This window comes from Pseudomonas sp. 3A(2025) (assembly GCF_054589175.1).
In genome coordinates, this window is sequence record NZ_BAAILM010000113.1 from 293,429 (window position 1) to 310,047 (window position 16,619).

Consider the following 16,619-nt stretch of genomic DNA (forward strand, 5'->3'; position numbering starts at 1 on the left):
GGGGTTAAAGCATCGGAGTCAGGCCGATAACCCGGCCTCTTCGAGGTACTGGCTGCGGTTGACGAACGTCGCCTTGGGCATCTCCCTGACATCCATCGATATGGCCTCGACCGCTGGCAATAACGCTACCAGTGCCGCCACCGTGGCCGAGGCCAGGCTGCGTTGCTGCTCGGCGCTGCGCCCGGCGAACAGGTACAGCGCGACATGCACGAAGTCGTCCTGGGTTTCACCGCAACGGTAGTGGCTGAAGCCGTTCAGGCGGACCTTGATGTCGCCCGGTTTGAATACACCAAAGGCGTCCAGGGCATCGTGGACGGTGGCCAGCAGGACTTGTTCGCCCACGTGTTGGGCCAGGCTGACGGGGCAATCGATGATGCAGTGCGGCATAGCGTTTTTCCTTGAGTGATGGGGCGCAAACTACAAGTGAAAGCGCGCGACGGCGTCACGCAGTTGATCGGCCAGACGCTCCAGCGAATGCAGGTTATCGTTGGCGGCACGCACCGAGGTGGCCGACTCTTCGACCCGGTTGGCAATGCTCTCGATGTTCTGCGCCACGCTGGCACTGGCCAGGCTTTGTTCGGAGGTGGCGCTGGCCACTTCACGGACCTGGATCAGGGTCAGTGAAGCGCCACTGTTGATGTCGCGCAGCGCACCGGCGGCTTGTTCGGCCAGGGCCAGGCCGGTCGCCACTTGCGGGGTCACGGCGACCATGCTCTCGACCACCGAATCGGTGTCGACCTGAATCGAGCTGATCATGCGGGTGATGTCCTGGGTGGCCAGCGCTGTGCGTTGTGCCAGATTGCGCACTTCATCGGCCACCACGGCAAAACCGCGCCCTTGCTCGCCGGCCCGAGCGGCTTCAATGGCCGCGTTCAGCGCCAGCAGGTTGGTCTGGCTGGCAATGTTACTGATGGTACTGGTGATGCCGTCGATTTCCTGGGTGCGCTTGACCAATCCCGCGATGCGCTGCGAAGCGCCTTCGACCTGGCTCGACACCTGGGCAATGGCGGCTGCCGCCTCGATCACCCGCTGCTCGCCCTCGCCCGCCAGTTGCGCCGAGCGTGCCGAGTTGCTTTCGGTTTCTCTGGCACTGGAAGAAATATGGTCGATGGTGACCGACATCTGCTCGATGGCCGCCGCCGTCGCTGTCGTGGCTTCCGAGGTCTGCTGCGAGGCATGGTCGATCCGTTGCATTTGCCCGGTCAGGCCATTGGCGGCCTGGCCCAGCAACTGCGAGCCGCTCTGGATACTGACGATCATGTCGCGCAGGCTGGCTTGCATGGTTGCCACGGCCGCCAGCAGGCTGTCGGGGCCGAAGCGCCCCAGCACCGGCAAACTGAGGTTTCCGGCGGCAATCGCACGGGCCACTTGGCTGGCGTATTGCGGCTCGCCGCCCAGGCTGCGGTAGATACCCCTCGACATGCTCACCGCCAGCGCGGTGGTGACCAATACCGTCAGCAGGCCGACCGCAAAGAATTGCCAGGCCAGGTGCCAGAACACGGCGTCGATGTCGTCGACAAAAATGCCGAAACCGACCAGCCAGTCCCAGCCCTCGATGCGGATAATGCCATTGATCTTCGGCACCGCCTGTTCGGCGCCCGGGTACTTGGCCAGGTCGTCGAAGAAGGCGTAGCGCTTGCCTTGCAGGCCATCCAGATAGGTCTGCCATTTGGTTCGGCCGTCCGGCTGGATCACACCGACATCGACCTTGCCGATGACATCGGGGTTGGGATGGACCAGACCCAGGGCGCCTGTGGTGCGCGCCCAGACATAGGATTTCTTGCCGTCGCGCAGGCTCGACAAGGCCTCGATGGCTTTGGCCTGAGCGTCCTGATGCGTCAGGCGGCCAAGCTTTTCCTGCTCTTGAAAATACGCCACCTGCTGAGCGGCCAGGTTCAGCACGGCGTAAATTTCACTGCGTTTGTTTTCCAGCATGTTGGAGCGCAAGGCGCTCAGGCCGAAGCCTGCAATCACAAGCAGACCCAGTACCGCACACAACACCATGAGCGTGAGTCGATGATGGAGCTTCATTACGCCTTCCTGTGCGTTTTAAATAGCGACACCCACAGTCTTGCTGCGGGCAGCGTGCTGATCAGAATCTGATCAGCACGACCCGTCAGGTCGACAACAACCGTTTGCTTGAAGCGCTGGCAATCAGACCGCTGCGCGCGGCGACTCGGCGCTGAAGTCACGGCTGGCTTGCACCAGCATGCGCGTGTAGTCGTGGGTGGCCAGGTCCTGGCTCAATGCCTGGCTGTCCAGGCGTTCGACGATGCGTCCCTGCTGCATCACCGCGACCTTGTCGCACAGGTGGCTGACCACGCCCAGGTCATGGGTGACCATCAGGTAGGTAAGTTTCTCGCGCTGGCGCAGGTCCGAGAGCAGGTTGAGGATTTCGGCCTGTACCGAGACATCGAGGGCCGAGGTCGGCTCGTCGAGCAGCAACACCCGCGGTTCGAGAATCAGCGCACGGGCAATCGCCACGCGCTGACGCTGACCACCGGACAACTGGTGCGGGTAACGATAGCGGAAGCTGTCGTTGAGGCCGACCTTGAGCAGGATGTCGTTGATGCGGTCATCGCGATCGTCCATGGCGTGGATGGTCAGCGGTTCGCGCAGGGCGGTGTCGACGGTATGGCGCGGGTGCAGCGAGCCATAGGGGTCCTGGAACACCATCTGCACCTTGCGGAAGTGGTCCTTGGGAATCTTGTGCTGCAACGGCACGCCGGCAATGCTCAGCGCCCCGCTCCAGTGCCGGTACTGACCGGCCAGACAACGCAGGACGGTGGTCTTGCCGGAGCCCGACTCACCGACCAGGCCGAACGACTCGCCGTCTTCGACACTGAGGTTGACGTCGTGCAACACCTGGTTGAGCGCAGGACCTACGCCGAAGCTCAGGTTCAACGATTGTGCTTGGATCATGGACATGGTCAGTTACCTCAGGCGGTGAGCCATTGCGGGTCGCGTTGCAACACCGGCAAGCGTGGGCGGCGGTTGTCCATGCTGGGCAAGGCCGCCAGCAGGCCACGGGTATAAGGGTGTTCGGCGTATTGCAGATCGCAGGCAGCCAGCGACTCGACCACGCGCCCCGCGTACATCACCAGCACGCGGTCGCAATAGTTGCGCACCAGGTTGAGGTCGTGGCTGACGAAAATCAGGCCCATCTGCTGCTCGACCACCAGTTCTTCGAGCACGTTGAGCACCTGCTGGCGCACCGACACGTCGAGGGCCGAGGTCGGCTCGTCGGCGATGATCACCTCAGGGTTGGTGATCACCATCATGGCGATCATGATGCGCTGGCCCATGCCGCCGCTGACTTCATGCGGGTACAGGTTGTAGACGCGCTTGGGGTCGCGGATGTGGACCTTTTCGAGCATCAGCAACACCCGGTCGCGGGCCTCGGCACGGCTGGCCTTGTGGTGGGCCAGATACGCCTCGGCGATCTGGTCGCCGACCTTGACCACCGGATTGAGCGAATATTTAGGGTCTTGCATGATCATCGAGATGCGCTGGCCACGAATCTTTTGCATGGCCTTTTCGCTGGCGTTCAGCAGGTCGATATCGCCGAACTGCAAGGCCTTGGCGGTGATCTGTGCGCTGCCGGGGTGCAACTTGAGCAGGCTGCGCCCGACGGTGGACTTGCCTGAACCTGACTCACCGACGATGGCGAGCTTCTCGCGGCCCAGGGTGAACGACACATCGCGAACCGCGTGCATTACTTTCTTGCCGTTGACGAAACGCACATTGAGCGAATCGACATTGAGTTTGATCGTCGACATAAAGCCTCCAGTTATTCGCTGCGCGGATCGAGGATGTCCCGCAGGCCATCGCCCAACAGGTTGAACGCAAGGCTGACCAGCATGATCGCGCCACCCGGTACTGCTACCAGCCACCAGCACTCGAGCATGTAGCGACGACCGGTGGAAATCATTGCACCCCACTCCGGCAGCGGCGCCTGTGCGCCCAGGCCCAGAAAGCCCAGTGCCGCAGCGGTGAGGATGATGCCGGCCATGTTCATGGTCAGGCGGATGATCACCGACGACATGCACATCGGCACGATGTGCTTGAGGATGATGCGCGTTGAAGACGCGCCTTGCAGTTCGACGGCGACGACGAAGTCAGCCTTGCGCAGCGACAGGGTTTCAGCCCGTGCCAGACGCGCAATCGGTGGCCAGGAGGTCAGCGCGATGGCGACCACGGCGTGCTCAAGACCTGGGCCGAGGGCCGCGATGAAGGCCAGGGCCAGTACCAGGCTGGGGAACGAAATGAAGATGTCGGTGATGCGCATGAACACCGTGTCGACAATGCCGCCGAAGTAACCGGAGACGGTGCCGATGAACAGCCCGATGGGGCCGACGATAATGGTCACCAGGGCAATGATGTACAGGGTGATGCGCGAGCCGTACACCAGCCGGCTGAAGATATCGCGGCCGTACTCGTCGGTGCCGAACCAGTGTGCAGAACCTGGGGCCTGCAAGGCACCGGCGAGGTTTTGCACCACCGGATCATGGGTGGCAATCCATGGCGCGAAGGCGGCGACCACGACCAGCAGCAATGCCACCAGCAGGCCCGCCAGGGTCATCGGGTTGCGCAGCAAGTGGTTAAGCACCTTCAGGCTGCTTTTATACAGCGCTTCCATACTGGAAGCGGGCGTGTCGGCTTTTGGCTTAACGGCTGATTCGGTAGAAGACATGTTGGCTATCATCGGCATGCTCTCGATTTGAAATCATGGCCACCCGGTGCACCCGCAGGCGCTCCGGGCGGTGTTCAGCGTTGTTTGTAGACACCCTGGTAACGGGTCGCCTCGGCGTCATCGCCAGTGAAACCCTTGACGTCCACGGCACTGACGGCGGTGTCGGTCATCTGCGAGACGATCATGATCGGGCCAGCGTCCTGGTCGTACAGTTTCTGGACCTGGTGGTACATGCTCAGGCGCTTGCCGGCGTCACGCTCGACACCCAACTGGTCGATCAGCTCGTTGATCTGCTGATTGAAGAACGAGGCGCGCCAGCCCTGGAAGTTGGGCAGACCGGCGTTGTCGCTGTTGTCGGGGTTGTAGACGAAAGTCCGCAGGCTGAAATACGGGTGCGGATAACGCTCGGCACCGCGGGCCACGATCATCTCGAAGTTACGGGCGCGCATGGCGCCGTAGACCTGGTTACCGGTACCGGTGACGATGCTGGCCTTGATCCCGCCTTCGGCCAGGGTCGACTGCATGCGCGCCGCGATGTCGATGAACGGCGGCTCGGACAAGGTACGGATGGTGGTGGTGAAGCCTTGCGGGTAGCCGGCCTCGGTCAGCAGCGCCTTGGCCTTGGCCACGTCCATTTTGTAGCCGGGGTCTGGCAGGCGCGCTTCCAGGCCCAGTTGCATCGGCTGCTGGTTGAGCGTGCCGTAGTGCGGCATGACCTGCTCGTCCAGACCTTTGTAGTCGATCAGGTTACGCACCGCTTCACGGACTTTCTTGTTGGCGAACTCCGGCTGTTTCATGCTCATGGCCACGTAGTACATGGTGCCGCGTGGCAGCGCCTGAACTTGCAGCGCTTTGTTGCTTTCAATGGCCTTGATGTCGGGTGCGGCCATGCCGAAGGCCAGGTCGAGGTCGCCGCGCTCCAGCATAAGGCGCAACGATTGCGACTCGGTCATGTGCCGCACCAGCACCCGCTTCATTTTTGCAGGACCGCCCCAGTAACCGTCGAAACGGGTCAGCACCAAGGAGTCGTTGGCGCTCCATTTGGTCAGGGTGAACGGGCCGCTGCCGGCTTCGTTGGTGACCAGCCAGGCGGCGCCCAGATCACCGTTTTTCTCGTTTTTCAGGGCCAGTTGGCGGTCGACCACGACCGCACTCGGCGAGACCGCCAGCGAGTCGATCATCAACAGCGGGTTGGTGGGCTGTGGCAGGTCGACCACCAGGGTGTGCTTGTCAGTGGCACGAATCAGGCCCTGAATGTTTTCAGTGGTGTAACCGTAGGCTTTCCAGGTGGTGGCCAGGCCGAAGTTGAGCTTCATCACCCGGTACAGCGACCAGGCCACGTCTTCGGCGGTCAGGGCATTGCCGGAGTGAAACTTGACGTCGCTGCGCAGTTTGAAGGTAATCTGCTTGCCGTCTTCACTCACCGTCCAGCTCTCGGCCAGTTGCGGCAGGTGTTTGTCCGGGCTGCCGTTGTCGCGCTTGATCAGCGTGTCATACAGGTTGGCGTTGACGCCTGAGGCATCCAGGCCCGGTGCGTTGGCAGGATCAATAGAGAACAGGTTGACCATGCTCATGCCGACGATCAATTGGTCGGCAGGCGTCTTGGCGTACACCGCAGCCAGAGGGCTCAGCGCCAGGATCGTGCCCAGCAGGCTCATGCGCAGGGTCGGGAATACAGTCTTCATGTGAACGTCCTTCTTTTTATAGTTATTCGTGGTGTTCGCGACAGCTCAGAGGCTTATCGGGTCCTTGGGTCGAACACTTTGTACAGGGCATCGCTGATCAGGTTGAGGGCGACGAAGATCAGACCGATCACCAACACACACCCCATCACCGCGTTCATGTCACCCAGCATCAGGCTGCTGGTCAGGTACTGGCCAAAACCGGGCCAGGCAAATACGGTTTCGATCAACACCGCGCCTTCGAGCAGCGAGCCGTAGGCCAGCGCGACGACGGTGAGCAACTGCACGAGAATGTTGCGAAACGCGTGGTTCCAGACCACCTGGCGACGCGACAGGCCCTTGACCCGTGCGGTAATGATGTATTCCTGCGACAGCTGTTCAAGCATGAAGCTGCGGGTCATGCGGCTGATGTAGGCCACCGAGTTCAGGCCCAGGATCAGGCCCGGCAAGACGATGTGGCGCAGCGCACTGGAAAAGGCATCCCAGTCGCGGGCCAGTGCCGTGTCGATCAACAGCATGCCGGTGACGTCCGGCACCATGCCGTCGTAGGCCAGGTCGATACGCCCTGCACCGCCTGCCCAGCCGAGCCAGGCGTAGAAGATCAGCAGGCCCATCATGCCGACCCAGAAAATCGGCGTGGAGTAACCGAACAGGGTGATCACCCGCGCGATATGGTCACCGATACGGCCCTGGTTGCTGGCGGCGATCACGCCCAGCGGCAAGCCGATGACGATGCCGAACAGAATGGCCAGGGTGGCCAGTTCGATGGTCGCCGGGAAGACGCGGCGGATGTCATCCAGCACCGGGTGGCCGGTGAGCAGCGCGTTGCCGAAATCACCGTGCAGCAAATCGTTGAGGTACATCCCGAACTGGGTCCAGATCGGTCTGTCCAGGCCCATCGAGCGGTACACCTGGTCATAGGTGGAGCTGTCGGCGTCCGGGCCGACCACGGCCAGCACCGGGTCCAGTGGCATGACCCGACCAATGAAGAATGTCAGCGCCAGCAGACCCAGCAAGGTCACCAGAACGGTGCTTGCCCGGCGGGCAGTTCCGGACACGCGGGCGCCCAGAACAGAGGCAGTCGAAAGAAACATAACAGGCTCCTGAGATAGCTTTACCAATCACCGAGGTGTAAGGGGCGCGCACGCCCCTCTGCCACTCAACGCGACTTGTAGACGTCTTTATAGCGGGTGGTGGCCGCGGTGTGGCCCTGGTAGTTCTGCACGTCGTGGTACAGCACCACGGTGTCCGTCATCTGCGACACCGGCATGATCGCGCCCACCTGCTGGTCCAGAAGGGTCTGGATCTGCTGGTACTGCGCCAGTTGCTGTGCCTTGTCGGGCTCGACTTCGGCCTTCTCGATCAGGGTGTTCAACTCGGGGCTGTAGAACGAGGTGCGCCAGCCCTGGAAGTTGCTCAGCTTGGCTTCGTCGCGGTTGTCCGGGTTGTACACCAGCGTGCGCAGGCTTGAGTGCGGATGCCGTTCGGCACCGCCACCGCCGCGCCCGACCAGGATGTCGAAGCTGCGCTCACGCATGGCGCCGTAGATCTGGTTACCGGTGCCAGTGATGATGGTCGCCTGGATGCCGGCCTGGGCCAGAGTCGATTGCAGGCTGGAAGCGATGTTGATGAACGGCGGCTCGGTGAGCACGCGGATGGTGGTCTTGAAGCCATCGGGGTAACCGGCTTCGGTCAGCAGTTTTTTCGCCTCGGCCACGTTCAGGGTGTAGCCCGGATCGTCCAGGCGTGCAGGCAGACCCAGTGGCAGCGGACGCTGGTTGAGCTGGCCGTAGTGCGGCATCACAGTCTGGTTGATGCCCTGATAGTCGATCAGCGAACGAACCGCCTTGCGCACGCGGGCATCGTCGTAGGGTTTGTTCTTGACGCTCAGGGCCACGTAATAAAGGGTGCCGCGCTGTACGGTTTCGGCACGGACCTTATCGGATTTTTCAAGGGCGGCGATATCGGGTGCGGACATGCCTTTGGCAAGGTCGAGGTCGCCGCGCTCGACCATCAGGCGCAGCGACTGCGACTCGGTCATGTTGCGCATGACGATGCGCTTGAGCTTGGCAGGACCGCCCCAGTAACCGTCGAAGCGGGTCATCAGGATCACGTCGTTGGCGCGCCAGTCATTGAGAATGAACGGGCCGCTGCCGGCGGCATGGGTGGTCAGCCAGGCGCCGCCCATGTCATCGCCTTTCTGGTTCTTTTGCACGACCTTGCGGTCGAGAATGAACGCGCTTGGCGAGGTGGCCAGGGTGTTGAGCACCAACATCGGGTCGGTCGGGCGTGGCAGTTCGACGACGAAGGTGTAGTCGTCGGTGGCGCGCATGTACTGGGCCACGTTACCGGCGGTGAAGCCGTAGGCTTTCCAGGTGGAGGCCAGGGCGAGGTTGAGCTTGAGCACACGCTGCAGGGACCAGGCGACGTCTTCGGCAGTCAGCAGGTTGCCGGACTGAAACTTGACGTCCTTGCGCAGGTTGAAGGTCAGGGTCTTGCGGTCGTCGCTGACGGTCCAGCTCTGAGCCAGGGCCGGTTGCAGGATGTCAGGCTGCTTGACGTCCTGCACCAACAGCATGTCGTACAGGTTGGCGTTGACCTCAGAGACATCCAGGCCGGTGGCGGCTGCCGGGTCCAGGGACAACAGGTTGATCATGCTCATGCCGACGATCAACTGATCGGCAGGGGTCTTGGCGAATGCAGCAGGGACTGAGGTCATCGCCAGCGATGCGGCAAAAACCCCCGCCCAGAATTTGGGGAGAACGGTCATGTGAGATAGCCTTTTTATAGTTATTGGACTCTCGGGCGACACGCGATGGCGCGTGCCGCCATGCACGAATCAGTAGCTTTGTAGCGTGTTGGTTTCCACGAAGTTGAAGTCGATGTCTTCGCCCAGGCCAGGCAGGTCGGACAGGTGTACGAAGCCGTCTTTATCCATTGGGTCGACCAGACGGGTGAGGTACGCCGGTACTTCGTCGTAGTCCAGGAACGGGTGCAGCAGGCCGCGCTCGTACCAGGTGCAGTTCTTGATGGCGCCGACCACGGCGAGGTTCGCCGCACCATTGCCATGAATCTCGCAATCCATGCCGAACGACTCGGCCATGTGTGCCACTTTCAGGCACGGGGCGATACCACCGACCCCGGCCACGCCGGCACGCAGGATGTCGCAGACATCGTTCTTCACCCAGCTGGCACGGCTCAGGTGTTTGCCGCCCAGGCTTTCCGGGCCCAGGATCGGGATGTCCAGTTGCCCCGCCAGCCAGGCATAGGACTCGGCGGAGTCTTCCATCATCGGCTCTTCGAACCAGGCGAAATTGAGCTTCTCAAGGGCACGGCCGATGGTCAGGGCTTCGGTGCGGCTGTACCAGTGATAACCGTCGATCATCAGGGCGATATCAGGACCGACGGCCTCACGTACAGCGGCGCAGGCCTTGATGTCCATGCTCACGCTCGGTGCGAACGAGACTGGCGGCATCCAGGTGTGCAGTTTGATTGCCTTGTAGCCGCGCTTGACCAGGGTTTCCGCGAAGCGACCGTATTCTTCCGGGGTCGACAGACCGCCTTCGAGTTCGTCACCGCACATGGTCGAGCCATACGCCGGCACCTTGTCGCGATAGCCGCCGATCAGCTTGTGCACCGGCAGGTTCAGCTTGCGTCCTGCCCAGTCCCACAGTGCCTGTTCAACCAGCGCCAGGGCGCGGTCGGTCAACTGGCTGGCGCTGCCGCGCTGCCAGTGCGCCAGGTCGTGCCAGATCTTTTCGCGATCGAATGCGTTGGCACCCACCAGCACTTTGCGTACGAAGTTATCCAGCACGTAAGGACGGATGAGTTCAGGGGCACCCAGTGCATAACCTTCGTTACCGCATTCGGTCTTGATCCGCAGCAAGGCCATTTTGGCCTGGGTCACATCGCCCGGATGGGCATGGCCGGCGCTGTCGACAGCGCGGCGGGTTGGGTAGGAAAACACCTGGACGTTAACAGCAGTAATGATCATGGACGTTGAGCCTTTTTCTTGGATTTGTGGCCGGTGTGTCGTGCCGTGAGAACGATCCTACGTCATCATACAACGTTTGAAAAGTACCCCCTGCCAAACTTTTAAAAAGCAGGTTTTCCGAGCATTCCCCTCACCTTTACCTGCCAGACAAATCCATATACACCCCTGAAAACACTGAAATAGAGCCTTTTAAGCAAGTGATATGACAACATTTCAATAAATCGTAGACAACTGAAAAGTCGTACGATAACTTATTTGGAAATTCACCACCGGAGCCCACCCACCACGCCACACACCCGATAGCCACATACGCCTCATTCCGACCTCAACAACAACAAAAAAAGAAGATCGCATGAACACTACATTCCGCAACCTGATTGCTGTAAGCGCACTCGGCCTGTCGTTCTACGCTTGTGCAGACTCCGCCAGCATCAACTACCGCCACGGCTTCACCGAAGACGACAGCATCCACTCCGACCGGATCAAGCTCAGCTACCGGATGGACAATGGTCTGGGTCTTGCTGCCGAAATCAAATACAAGACTGCAGGCGACCGCGAAGACGTCGCGTACGACAACATGGTCAACAACGGCCATGAATTCACCGCGGACTACAACTACAAGTTGAGTGCCAATTCGTCGTTGCAGCCGGCGTTCCAGATGGACAGCGGCAAGGATTTCACCACCTATAAATTCGGCCTGAAGTACAACTACAAGATCACTGATGAGTGGTACGTCGCCACTCGCGTTCGCTATGACGCGAAAAGCCTGGACCGCGATCAGATCGATCGTAGCAAGCCTGACCGCGCCAAGGACGACCAGAACACGACGCGTCTGGAAGGCTGGCTGGGTTACACCCCCAAAGGTCCATGGGGCTTCGAGTACCAGTACATCTACTTCGATACCGACTACATCCGCTACGACAACAAGAAGAGCGACTACGAACAGAACCTGATCGTGCGCTACAGGATCAACAAGCAGTGGCAGCCGTTCATGGAAGTGGGTGACATCAAAGTCAGCTCCACCACCGATGACCGTCAGGCCCGCTGGCGCCTGGGTATCCAGTACAACTTCTTGTAATCCCCCCTACCGGGCAGCCCAGGCTGCCCGGTTGTGTTTTTACACCCCGCAACTGCAAGCAAAGGCACCGTCATGACCACAAACAAACCCTTCAACCGCCTGCTGTTGACCGGCGCTGCCGGTGGACTCGGGCAGATCCTGCGCGAAGCGCTGCAAGCCCATGCCAATGTGGTGCGCGCATCCGACATCAGCCCGATGGCGCCGTCCGCCGGCGATCACGAAGAAGTCATCAACTGCAACCTGGCCGACAAGGCTGGCGTGCTTGCACTGGCCAATGACGTGGATGCCATCGTGCATCTGGGCGGGATTTCTACGGAGCGTGCCTTCGAAGAGATTCTTGAGGCCAATATCCGCGGCACCTTTCATATTTATGAAGCGGCGCGCAAACACGGCATCAAACGAGTGGTATTCGCCAGCTCCAACCACGTCACCGGTTTCTACCCACAGACCGAGCAGCTCGATGCGCACTCGCTGCGCCGCCCGGACTGCTATTACGCGCTGTCCAAGTCGTATGGCGAAGACCTGGCGACGTTCTATTTCCATCGCTACGGCATCGAAACCGTCAGCTTGCGTATTGGTTCGTCATTTCCCGAGCCCCGCAACCTGCGCATGCTCAGCACCTGGCTGAGCTATCAGGACCTTGCGCACCTGGTAGAGCGCGCACTGCTGGCCGAAAACGTTGGCCACACCGTGGTGTATGGCGTGTCGAACAACCGCGACCTGTGGTGGAACAACCGCTACGCGGCGCACCTGGGCTTCAACCCGCAGGACAGCTCGGAGCAGTTTCGCAAGAAGCTGGAAGCGCAACCGGCAGCGCCGGCAGATGATCGGACTGCCGGTCTGCAAGGTGGCGCCTTCACGGCGGCCGGGCCTTTCGGGGATTGACCACCACCCACTATCCCCGTACGAATCGCTGCGCCATCACCTGCAACAAGTGATCATCGTCTCCCGCCGCCGCAATGACCTGCAGCCCCACCGGCATGCCCCTCACCTGCCCCACCGGCAGGCTGATCGCAGGCAAGCCGGTGAGGTTCCAGGCACTGGTATGGCTGAGCACGGCAGCGCGCACATCGATGTCCTGCTCGCCAACCCGCACCTCTCGCGCATCCACCGGGGTCGCGATGATCGGCACACAGGGCGAAACCAGAACGTCATAACGCTCGAACACCTGCGCCATCGCCGCCTTGAGCCGTAACTGACCGGCCTGCGCGCGAATGTATTGCCAGCCCCTGACCTCACGCGACAACTCAAGGCGTTCGCGCACCTCTTGCTCGAACATGTGCGGCGCATGCTGCATGCGTTCGGCGTGCACATCGTAGGCCTCGGCGCGCTGCAACATCAGCAAGGTGTCTTTCATTTCGGCCGACAGCCCTTGCAGGTCGGCGACTTCTTGCAGCCCCTCGCCAAACAGTTTTTGCGCCGCCTGGTACACCTGGCGATCCACCTCTACGTCGACCGGGCCGAAGCTACCGGAGGTGATCCAGCCCACCCGCAGCGGTCGGGCGCTGACCAGCGGCGCGCACGCCCGCCCGGCAATCACCTCGAACAACAGGCGCGCATCCTCGACATGGTTGGCGATGGGACCGACATGATCAAGGCTCGATGCCAGCGGGAACACCCCCGCAAGCGGCACGCAGGCAAACGACGGCTTGAAACCGACCGCGCCGCACAACGCCGCCGGAATACGGATCGACCCACCGGTATCGGTGCCCAGCGCCAGTGGCACCATGCCGCTGGCGACCGCCGCCGCGCTGCCGGCGCTGGAACCGCCGGTGATGTAACGGGCGTCCCAGGGATTGCGCGCCGCGCCCTGCAACGAGCGGTCGCCCGTCGGCCCGTAGGCGAATTCATGGGTCAGGGTCTTGCCGACGATGACCGCGCCGGCCTCACGCAGACGCTGCACACACACAGCATCGTGCTCGGGCCTGAACCCCGCAAAATGCGCCGAGCCGTAGGTGGTGACGTAGTCGAACGTATCGATGTTGTCTTTGACCGCCAGCGGAATACCTTGCAACGGTCCGAGGTCCTGGCCTTGAGCGAACAGCTCATCGGCCTTGCGCGCCTGCGCCAGCGCCACGGGCGCATCGACACAAACAAAAGCGTTCAAGAGTGGGTTCAGGCGCTCGATGCTGTCCAGGGCCGCCTGCGTCAGCTCGACACTGGTCAGGCTGCCCGCACGCAGGCGTCGGGCAAGCTCGACGACCGACTGACCGAAAAAATAACCAGCGTGAGCAGGCTTCGCAAAATTCATACAGACAACTCCATCAAACCGCTGCTGGCAAAGGGGAAGGTGCAACGTTGCGACTGCCGGGGCGCACCATCAGCATCGCGCTCATGCCTAGCGCCGTGGCGACAGCCGCTGCCACGAACATCGACGAGTAGCCATAACGCACGGTCAGGTAGCCGGTCAGCATCGGCGCAATAAACGAAGCGGTGTTGGCAATGAAGTGCGTCATGCCGCTGTAGGCGCCTACCCGGTTCGACGGCGCGGTGTCGATTACCACCGCCCAGTACACCGAGTTCGGCAGCGCATTAAGTGCGTTGGCCACGGTCATCAGGGCAATCACGCCCCACACCGTCTGGGCCTGGGAGACCAGGATGAAGCACAGCGTGGTCAACAGCAGGCAGGTGGCGGCCAGCCAGCTACGCGCCACTTTCAGGTTGCCGGTGCGGCGCAGCAGCAGGTCGGAGATCTTGCCGCCCAGCAATACAGTGAAACAGGCGCCGGTCCAGGGAATCATGCCCATGTACCACAGCGACGACAGGTTGTAGTGAAACTCGTCCTGCAGGTACTTGGGGGTCCAGGTCAGCAGCAGGAAGGTCACGTACACGAACGAGAAGTAACCGACCGCGTTGAGCAGCAGGTCCTTGTTCTTGAAGAAATGCCACACCGGCGTAACGCGGGCATCAGCGGGTGAGGCGTGGGCTGAAGCGGCACGCTCCTGACGCAGAAAGTCACGCTCGGCCTTCGACATGCGCGGGTTTTCATCGGGGGTATTGGTGAAGCGCGTCATGAAGAAAATCAGCAGTGCCAGGCTGACCACGCCAAGCACCACGAACATGCTGCGCCAGTCGCCGGTCAGGGTTTGCAGGCCGACCGCCACCGGCGCCGTCAGCAGTGCACCGAGCGGGGTGCTCAACAGTCCGACCGACACCACGAAGCCCCGCTCCTTCGGCGTGGCCCAGTTGGCGACGCTTTTGTTGATCACCGAGTAGGCCGGGCCTTCGGCAAAGCCGAACAACACACGAATGGTGGCGAAACCGGCCATAGCCGAACCGCCCATGAACGCAAGCCCCAGGTCGCCTGCAAACGCGGTAGCGATCTCGAAGATCGACCAGGCGGCGCCGGCAATCAGCCAGATGCGTTTGGCGCCGAAACGGTCAGCCAGAATGCCACCGATCAGCGCGCCGAGAATGTAGCCGTAACCGAAGAACCCCAACACATTGCCCCAGTCAGCCTTGTCGAAGCCGTACTCGGGAAGAATGCTCGCCGAGGCATAGGAAATCGCGCCGCGGTCGATGTAGTTGAGCAAGGCCATCAGCATGATCAGGAAGAAAATCTGATAGCGAAAACGCGGGATAGCGGGACTGTTCATAGGATCTGACTCTTCAAGTGATGGCAGAAGTCAAAAAATCGGCCGCGTCCGGCGTATTTTTATTTTTTTACCCAAACGTTTGGGTTGGCGAAATGTAGAGTTTGAAAAACTGTTAGTCAATCGTTTGGGTAAAGATTTATTTCGAGGGCTGGCGCATCGATTGGGATAGAATCGCGCGCAAGAAAACAGCCGGTTGGAAGCCCCACAAACATGCCGAATCAAGCTCGCCCCGCCACACTGAAGTCCATGGCGACCACACTGGGGATACACGTTTCAACGGTGTCACGGGTGCTCAATGGCGATCCGGCAGGGGTCGAGCGAGCGGCTTCGGCCGAGGTCGTGGCGCGTATCCGCGCGCTGGCCAAAGCGCTGGATTATCAGCCGAACACGCAGGCATCCAACCTGAAATTGCGCAAAAGCCAGGAGATCTGCGTGCTGATGCCGCGTCTCACCGACCTGGTGATGGCGACCATTTACGACAGCATCGACAGTGCGGCCGAGCAAGCCGGCTATCACACCTTCGTTTCCAACACCGACGACCAGCAGGTGCGGCAAATGGCGCGCGCCGAGCACGCCTTGCGCCGCTCGGTGGCCGGATTGATCGTCGGTGACTCGCATGTGGGCGAAGCCCAACCCCTGCTGGACTTGCTGCAGCGCAAGCACATTCCTTACGTACTCGTCAGCCGCCAGATCAGCGGGCACCTGACGGCGGGCAGCGATGACGAACTGGGCGGCTGGCTGGCGGCCGAACACCTCTACCAACAGGGCTGTCGCGATGTGGCGATCCTGGCAGGGGAACGGCACGCCTCCACCGGCGCCGATCGCACCCGTGGTTTTATCCGTTATTACCGTGAGAAAGGCATCGTGCTGCGCCCGGAATGGACACTCAACGGCCCTTTTGACAGCCTCACCGGGCACAAGCAAGGTGAGTATCTGCTGGGACTCCGCCCTGCCCCGCAGGCGTTTTTTGCGGTCAACGACTTTCTTGCCATCGGCCTGATGGGCGCGGCGCGCGACAAGGGACTGGAGCCGGGCAAGGACATTGCCGTGGTGGGTTTCAACGATATTGCGCTGGCCAAAGAACTGTTTGTGCCGCTGACCAGTGTGCGCCTGCCACTGGCGCAGATGGGCATGCACGCGGTGGAGTTGCTGCAAAAACGCATCAAGGGCGAGCCCGCCGAGTCGATCATTCTCGCCCCGCAGTTGCAGGTACGGGCAAGCTCCGCGCTGCTGCACGCCACCTAGAGCGATGTTTTTTCGCGCGCACAAAAAAAGGACCCGAAGGTCCTTTTTTACAATATGGAGCGGGAAACGAGACTCGAACTCGCGACCCCGACCTTGGCAAGGTCGTGCTCTACCAACTGAGCTATTCCCGCTTTTTTGCAACCGCTTTAAAAAAAACACCTCGAACAGGTCGAGGTGATTTTTTTGCCCTGAAGCCCGAAAGCTTCAACGCCATATTTGGAGCGGGAAACGAGACTCGAACTCGCGACCCCGACCTTGGCAAGGTCGTGCTCTACCAACTGAGCTATTCCCGCTTAATGGCGTCCCCTAGGGGACTCGAACCCCTGTTACC

14 protein-coding genes and 2 tRNA genes are annotated in these 16,619 nt (G+C 61.1%); 3 read left to right on the plus strand and 13 right to left on the minus strand.

Going from position 1 to position 16,619, the window contains the following annotated elements:
• Window positions 1-18: 18 nt before the first annotated feature.
• The 9 genes from ACYP2A_RS27955 to ACYP2A_RS27995 form a co-directional block, all read right to left on the minus strand.
• Window positions 19-387: a 5-carboxymethyl-2-hydroxymuconate Delta-isomerase gene (locus ACYP2A_RS27955; RefSeq protein WP_459749166.1), complete on the minus strand. Its 369-nt coding sequence runs from the start codon at window positions 385-387 to the stop codon at window positions 19-21.
• A gap of 30 nt (window positions 388-417) precedes the next feature.
• Window positions 418-2,031, minus strand: coding sequence for a methyl-accepting chemotaxis protein (locus tag ACYP2A_RS27960; RefSeq protein WP_459749167.1), 1,614 nt, complete (start codon window positions 2,029-2,031; stop codon window positions 418-420).
• 123 nt (window positions 2,032-2,154) lie between these two features.
• The gene (locus ACYP2A_RS27965) at window positions 2,155-2,928 is read right to left on the minus strand and encodes an ABC transporter ATP-binding protein (protein WP_459749168.1); all 774 of its coding nucleotides are present in this window, start codon (window positions 2,926-2,928) and stop codon (window positions 2,155-2,157) included.
• Between the two features lie 11 nt (window positions 2,929-2,939).
• Window positions 2,940-3,779, minus strand: coding sequence for an ABC transporter ATP-binding protein (locus tag ACYP2A_RS27970; protein ID WP_459749169.1), 840 nt, complete (start codon window positions 3,777-3,779; stop codon window positions 2,940-2,942).
• A gap of 11 nt (window positions 3,780-3,790) precedes the next feature.
• Window positions 3,791-4,705 carry an ABC transporter permease gene (locus tag ACYP2A_RS27975; RefSeq protein ID WP_459749170.1) on the minus strand — a complete coding sequence of 305 codons (915 nt, stop codon included), beginning with the start codon at window positions 4,703-4,705 and terminating at the stop codon, window positions 3,791-3,793.
• A 62-nt stretch (window positions 4,706-4,767) separates the two neighbouring features.
• Window positions 4,768-6,378 (minus strand): ABC transporter substrate-binding protein, encoded by a 1,611-nt coding sequence (locus ACYP2A_RS27980; RefSeq protein ID WP_459749171.1) that lies wholly within the window; start codon window positions 6,376-6,378, stop codon window positions 4,768-4,770.
• A 53-nt stretch (window positions 6,379-6,431) separates the two neighbouring features.
• Window positions 6,432-7,469: an ABC transporter permease gene (locus tag ACYP2A_RS27985; protein ID WP_459749172.1), complete on the minus strand. Its 1,038-nt coding sequence runs from the start codon at window positions 7,467-7,469 to the stop codon at window positions 6,432-6,434.
• A gap of 65 nt (window positions 7,470-7,534) precedes the next feature.
• The gene (locus ACYP2A_RS27990; protein WP_459749173.1) at window positions 7,535-9,145 is read right to left on the minus strand and encodes an ABC transporter substrate-binding protein; all 1,611 of its coding nucleotides are present in this window, start codon (window positions 9,143-9,145) and stop codon (window positions 7,535-7,537) included.
• Between the two features lie 69 nt (window positions 9,146-9,214).
• Window positions 9,215-10,369: a mandelate racemase family protein gene (locus ACYP2A_RS27995; protein ID WP_459749174.1), complete on the minus strand. Its 1,155-nt coding sequence runs from the start codon at window positions 10,367-10,369 to the stop codon at window positions 9,215-9,217.
• A gap of 352 nt (window positions 10,370-10,721) precedes the next feature.
• Between ACYP2A_RS27995 and ACYP2A_RS28000 the strand changes: the two genes are divergently transcribed.
• Together ACYP2A_RS28000 and ACYP2A_RS28005 are read left to right on the plus strand one after the other, a co-directional pair.
• Window positions 10,722-11,447, plus strand: coding sequence for an oligogalacturonate-specific porin KdgM family protein (locus ACYP2A_RS28000; protein ID WP_459749175.1), 726 nt, complete (start codon window positions 10,722-10,724; stop codon window positions 11,445-11,447).
• Window positions 11,448-11,519: 72 nt separating this feature from the next.
• A complete protein-coding gene (locus tag ACYP2A_RS28005; protein WP_459749176.1) occupies window positions 11,520-12,332 on the plus strand; it encodes an NAD-dependent epimerase/dehydratase family protein in 813 nt (270 codons plus the stop codon).
• Window positions 12,333-12,342: 10 nt separating this feature from the next.
• Here ACYP2A_RS28005 and ACYP2A_RS28010 read toward each other — a convergent pair whose 3' ends face one another.
• The gene (locus ACYP2A_RS28010) at window positions 12,343-13,698 is read right to left on the minus strand and encodes an amidase (RefSeq protein ID WP_459749177.1); all 1,356 of its coding nucleotides are present in this window, start codon (window positions 13,696-13,698) and stop codon (window positions 12,343-12,345) included.
• 13 nt (window positions 13,699-13,711) lie between these two features.
• Window positions 13,712-15,043 carry an MFS transporter gene (locus ACYP2A_RS28015; RefSeq protein ID WP_459749178.1) on the minus strand — a complete coding sequence of 444 codons (1,332 nt, stop codon included), beginning with the start codon at window positions 15,041-15,043 and terminating at the stop codon, window positions 13,712-13,714.
• 210 nt (window positions 15,044-15,253) lie between these two features.
• On the opposite strand from ACYP2A_RS28015, the gene ACYP2A_RS28020 reads away from it, so the two are divergent.
• Window positions 15,254-16,288, plus strand: coding sequence for a LacI family DNA-binding transcriptional regulator (locus tag ACYP2A_RS28020; RefSeq protein ID WP_459749179.1), 1,035 nt, complete (start codon window positions 15,254-15,256; stop codon window positions 16,286-16,288).
• A gap of 55 nt (window positions 16,289-16,343) precedes the next feature.
• On the opposite strand, the gene ACYP2A_RS28025 is transcribed toward ACYP2A_RS28020, so the two are convergent.
• Window positions 16,344-16,419: transfer RNA gene (locus ACYP2A_RS28025), tRNA-Gly, on the minus strand.
• An 86-nt stretch (window positions 16,420-16,505) separates the two neighbouring features.
• Window positions 16,506-16,581 (minus strand) — tRNA-Gly (locus tag ACYP2A_RS28030).
• Window positions 16,582-16,619: the final 38 nt, after the last annotated feature.

Coding starts and splice junctions, on each gene's coding strand:
- ACYP2A_RS27955 (WP_459749166.1), bottom strand. CDS start 387: ATGCCGCACTGCATCATCGATTGCCCCGTCAGCCTGGCCCAACACGTG.
- ACYP2A_RS27960 (WP_459749167.1), bottom strand. CDS start 2,031: ATGAAGCTCCATCATCGACTCACGCTCATGGTGTTGTGTGCGGTACTG.
- ACYP2A_RS27965 (WP_459749168.1), bottom strand. CDS start 2,928: ATGTCCATGATCCAAGCACAATCGTTGAACCTGAGCTTCGGCGTAGGT.
- ACYP2A_RS27970 (WP_459749169.1), bottom strand. CDS start 3,779: ATGTCGACGATCAAACTCAATGTCGATTCGCTCAATGTGCGTTTCGTC.
- ACYP2A_RS27975 (WP_459749170.1), bottom strand. CDS start 4,705: ATGATAGCCAACATGTCTTCTACCGAATCAGCCGTTAAGCCAAAAGCC.
- ACYP2A_RS27980 (WP_459749171.1), bottom strand. CDS start 6,378: ATGAAGACTGTATTCCCGACCCTGCGCATGAGCCTGCTGGGCACGATC.
- ACYP2A_RS27985 (WP_459749172.1), bottom strand. CDS start 7,469: ATGTTTCTTTCGACTGCCTCTGTTCTGGGCGCCCGCGTGTCCGGAACT.
- ACYP2A_RS27990 (WP_459749173.1), bottom strand. CDS start 9,145: ATGACCGTTCTCCCCAAATTCTGGGCGGGGGTTTTTGCCGCATCGCTG.
- ACYP2A_RS27995 (WP_459749174.1), bottom strand. CDS start 10,369: ATGATCATTACTGCTGTTAACGTCCAGGTGTTTTCCTACCCAACCCGC.
- ACYP2A_RS28000 (WP_459749175.1), top strand. CDS start 10,722: ATGAACACTACATTCCGCAACCTGATTGCTGTAAGCGCACTCGGCCTG.
- ACYP2A_RS28005 (WP_459749176.1), top strand. CDS start 11,520: ATGACCACAAACAAACCCTTCAACCGCCTGCTGTTGACCGGCGCTGCC.
- ACYP2A_RS28010 (WP_459749177.1), bottom strand. CDS start 13,698: ATGAATTTTGCGAAGCCTGCTCACGCTGGTTATTTTTTCGGTCAGTCG.
- ACYP2A_RS28015 (WP_459749178.1), bottom strand. CDS start 15,043: ATGAACAGTCCCGCTATCCCGCGTTTTCGCTATCAGATTTTCTTCCTG.
- ACYP2A_RS28020 (WP_459749179.1), top strand. CDS start 15,254: ATGCCGAATCAAGCTCGCCCCGCCACACTGAAGTCCATGGCGACCACA.